Source organism: Rodentibacter trehalosifermentans, from assembly GCF_002000545.1.
GTDB lineage: Bacteria > Pseudomonadota > Gammaproteobacteria > Enterobacterales > Pasteurellaceae > Rodentibacter > Rodentibacter trehalosifermentans.
Genome location: NZ_MLHL01000088.1, coordinates 1 through 4,223, shown reverse-complemented (window position 1 = coordinate 4,223; position 4,223 = coordinate 1). Strand labels below are relative to the sequence as shown.

Annotated in this window: 3 protein-coding genes; all 3 read right to left on the bottom strand. The window is 40.9% G+C overall.

Annotated features, from left to right (window positions below; all coding sequences use genetic code 11):
- Nucleotides 1-173 precede the first annotated feature (173 nt).
- Nucleotides 174-458, bottom strand: a complete 285-nt coding sequence (locus tag BKK52_RS12290) for a hypothetical protein (protein WP_242650058.1) — start codon at nucleotides 456-458, stop codon at nucleotides 174-176.
- A gap of 308 nt (nucleotides 459-766) precedes the next feature.
- Nucleotides 767-1,096 carry a hypothetical protein gene (locus tag BKK52_RS12285; protein ID WP_077421723.1) on the bottom strand — a complete coding sequence of 110 codons (330 nt, stop codon included), beginning with the start codon at nucleotides 1,094-1,096 and terminating at the stop codon, nucleotides 767-769.
- Nucleotides 1,083-3,923 (bottom strand): hemagglutinin repeat-containing protein, encoded by a 2,841-nt coding sequence (locus BKK52_RS12280; RefSeq protein ID WP_244160255.1) that lies wholly within the window; start codon nucleotides 3,921-3,923, stop codon nucleotides 1,083-1,085. The genes BKK52_RS12285 and BKK52_RS12280 overlap by 14 nt, the downstream gene beginning before the upstream one ends.
- Nucleotides 3,924-4,223: the final 300 nt, after the last annotated feature.

Below are 4,223 nucleotides of genomic sequence, written 5' to 3'. Positions count from 1 at the left end.
GCTTTCTAAATCTTGATAATCGCCTAAAAACATCCGTCCCGTCAGTTGGTTGATTTGCTCTCGCACCAAACGCTGTTCATAATAACCATCGCCTAAGCGTTTAACGAGACATTCAGTTTGCCTATATCCGTACTATTGACGCCGTTTTGTACCTCTTTATTTTTTTAATTTAATCAACGCTTAAACAATGAAGCCCAAAATCCTTTTTTAGTTTCATCTTTTTTCTGCTGTGTCTCTTCCATTCTTTGCTTAACATCATTCACCCAAACCTGATGAGATTTATCAAAATTGAACCGTTTCATAAAGTCATAGGGGATCTTATATTCCGGCAATGGATTGATTTCTATCAATTCTCTTGGGGCTATAGGACTATCAATACCCAAATCAAAACCATGTATACCCAAAGTAAATTTAGTTAAATTAGACATCAAATTGTTTATGGTTTGAGCCCCTTTCAATATACCTGCTCCTCAGTAGATTACTGATAAAGTTTCTAATGCATCTTTTGTTGATTGAGAAACTCTACTATCAAAGGAATCGCTAATGACTTTTGGTTTTGTCACATATTGATACTTTAAATCCGAATAAAATTTTTCTCGTTCTGATTTATCCACACTGCTCTAAGACCAGCGACTCGGCAAATCAGAACAATATTTATCATCTAACGCATAAGCATAGCCATAACTTCCCGCTCTACCGCTTCCTGTCTGGTGGTATAAGTTTCTACCGTACTTTCCCATTGTACGTTTTCAATTTAGCCATTAATTTACATAGAATTAGAACTAACCTCTAAGAATTGTTTATCGGTTATTATTTTTTTTAATAAATAATCTACACTTTCTTCATCCTGCCTATCAAACTCATAAATAAATTCGGATAAATAGTCACCCACAGGATATTCATATTTATATAACACTACTGAAAGATAATCCTGAATCTTGAATAATTCATAAATAATTTTTTTATCATTAGAAGATCGAATTTTAAAAATCAAATCAGTTATATTTCTTTTATAGTCAGAAAGAATTCTATCAATCTCGGCTGTAATATTTGAATAAACATCTAATCTATCCAATAACACATCATAATTTTCCATTTTTCGTTCCTTTTATTGGTTGAATATGCCATATTTCTTTTGTCTGTGGATTATAGATCATTTCTAAACCATTTGATTCATATCTATAAAAACCTACCTTACCACGATCATCAGGCGTTATTTTAGGATTAGATTGGATGATTTCCCTAGCTTGAATAAATGGAGCTTTACGACCATTATTCCACAATTTCTCATAGTAATTTTCTGAAATCTTCATACCATCAGCATGGTAATATCCATCTTTCTTAAAAATAGATTTTGGTGAATAAGGTTTTATATCAATTTTTTTATTTAGCTCAGCATTATACTTTGAACTATTTGTTCCAATCTTTGTCGATCTACCAATTTCACCTTTAACTCCATTATTGTCCACTTTCTTTGTAGATACGTCTTGAACTACACCTTTCGGTAACGCCTTTCCAGCATGATTCAGCGCAGCCATTCCTACTAATGATCCAGTAAATTCCGCACCGGCTCTAAAAGCATAAATCTTACTTAAGATACTTTTTGCTTCATCTAAAGAAATATTTTGTCCTTGCGCAAAGTTAATCGCTATCTTCTCAAACTCAACCGAATCAGCATCCTTACCTTTAAGAATTTTCTCTACATTTTGATAGTCATTTGGATAAAGCTCTTTGAATTTCAGGTTGTAACTTAAATTCTGTTCGTAACCAAATTTGGCATAATTCGCTTCATTTACTAAAGACAGACAGGATTGGCTACTTACACTTCCGGAACAAGCCATTATAATGGCTCTATCTCGTTCCGAATCAAGTTTCTCAAGCTGAGAAAGTCTTACTTTTTCTTCCTCTGTAGCTTGGTTATTTTTAACCTTGCGTTCTAGAACCGCTTTTTCTTCTGCCTCTTGTCTAAATAGATAATTATTCTCCACCGCCCTTTTCGCCGTCTCAGCCCCAGCTGTGGCGGTGAGGAACGTGCCGCCTTGTTGGTCTGTGCTGCCATTGGCTTTCGCTGTCAGTGCGCCTGCCAATCCACCTGCCACTTGGCTCAAGGTGCTGATATTCTCTTTCTCACTTGCCGTTAGTTGGTCCGGCGTTTTGTCATAAAGGGCTTTAGTCAGTATTGTCGCCGTGGCTTCACCCGTTACGCCTGCAACCGCCCCCGTCAGCGGGTCTTTGCCCGTGACTTGGAACTCTACCGCCGAAAGCAAGGCGTGGGCTATCAGGTTGGTCGCCTTGTCTTTCGCCGTGTTCTCCTTCGTCATATCGTGGATTTGCTTGTTGAGATAAGGCGAAGCAAGCGCCACGATTGCACCATTGGTGTCGTTTTGTGCCGCTGCTTGAAGGGCTGCCGTCACTGCACCCATGCCATTTGGGCTGCCTATGCCATAAGTGCGGTCGATATTCTCTTGGATTTGGTTGATTTGTTCTCCAAGCTGTTGGGCTTGAGGGTGGTTTTTGCCATACTTCTCTTCCAGCTTAAACTTCTCAAGCCCGAGCTTGTTGATTTTCTCCCGCTCTTCATAAGTCGCAATACTGATGGCATTGTTGGCAATCTCCCCTATCACTTTCGCCATTTCCTGCCGCTCTTGCACTTGTTGTAGGTCTTGTTTATCTACCTGCTGATTGGCGTTTTTCGTGTCCCTCGAAAGTGCGGTCAGATTTTCCGGTGTTTCGGTGTCAATACGGATGTTTTCACTGATAGCCGATTGGGTTGTGCTTCGTTCCTTCTCGTGACGATTGCCCAACAAACTCAATGCGCTACTTATCGCTTGCATGGGATTAATTCCGTTACTGCCTGCGCTGATACTCGCACTTTCCGTTTTGATTTCACTTCGGTTTTCGATATCCGTATGGCTAATTGAGCCTGTCTTAAAGCGGTTTTTCTCTTGGGTTGCTTCGCTTTCAATAATAGCGCCATTGAGTTGGGTGTGGTTATGGATTGTGGCGTTCATTCCCTCTTCGCCCACTTGAATGCCGGTTTGTTCTTTCACTTGGGCATAATCCACGCTTGCCTTGCTATACGCCCCATTCACCGAAGCCCCACCGCCCGAACCATAGGCTATCGACCCACTTGCCCCAGCACTGGTTTGTTTGGATTCGTATTTCTCCGTATCTTGGCGGCTGGTGAGCGTCAGGTTTTGAAGGTCCGCCTCCCAACGTTTTGCTTTAAGATTGGCGGCTTCAAGCGTTAAGCCCCCTTCTTCACTATTCGTGATGAGTTTCTCTGCTTGAAGACGGCTGTTTTGCCAATGTTCGCTATCCGAGTTCGATTTGCCTTGAGCGGTATTCACCGAACTCTCTCCGCCCAAGCAGTAGCTGTTGCCGTTCGTGCCAATAAACACACTCACACTGCCACCTACCGATTGAGTTTTCGTGCGTTGCTGCTCTTCGTCTTTTACGCCTTTAACCTCAATTCCTTGTTTGCCTGAAAGCGCCATCAGCTTAGCATTCGCATCCACCCCTTCAAAGGTCAGTTTTTCATCTCGGGCTTTCACATTCAATGTGCCGGTGCTCAGGGTTGATTTTTGATGGCTAATGCTTTGGCTTTCACTGCTCTGCGTTTGTTTTTGATTGCCGTAGCTCACACTGATTTTGACACTCGGGCTGGCGGTTGTCCCCGTCCCTTGCATTTCCCCTGCCTGTGATGCGTCCAAGGTTTCTGTTACTTTACCCACATTTTGTGCCGCCATCGCCACTTCTTCCGCCGCTTTCATCGCATAAAGCGCTTTCAGCTTCGGATTGGTGACCTGCTCACTGCGTTTTATGCTGCTATAGGCTGCTTGTGCCATATCCATCACCGGCGTACTCACCGCAAGGGTTAAACCCGATTGTTGATACTCATGGAGTTCATTTGTGTTTATCAATCTTTTTCGATGTTAGAAAATGTATTGGAAGTATAACCAAATGTATTTTAAATGACATAATTAAAGACTCCTTAATAAGCATTGTATAATGGATATGCTTACTTCCCACATCAAACTCTATAAGAGTAAACCCTAAAAAGATAAGAAAAGATAAACCAAAGAAAGAAATAGAAATAGAAAATAAATTTTTCATTGTTTATCTCCTTGTTTCTTACTATCGTGGTTTTCATATATTCCTTTTGCTTTATCACTTAGACTACCCCCAACAACTGTATTAAAGAATATTTTTGGGGCTGACGT

Excerpts from the sequence above, each read along its gene's own strand:
- BKK52_RS12285 (WP_077421723.1), bottom strand. The coding sequence starts at position 1,096 with ATGGAAAATTATGATGTGTTATTGGATAGATTAGATGTTTATTCAAAT.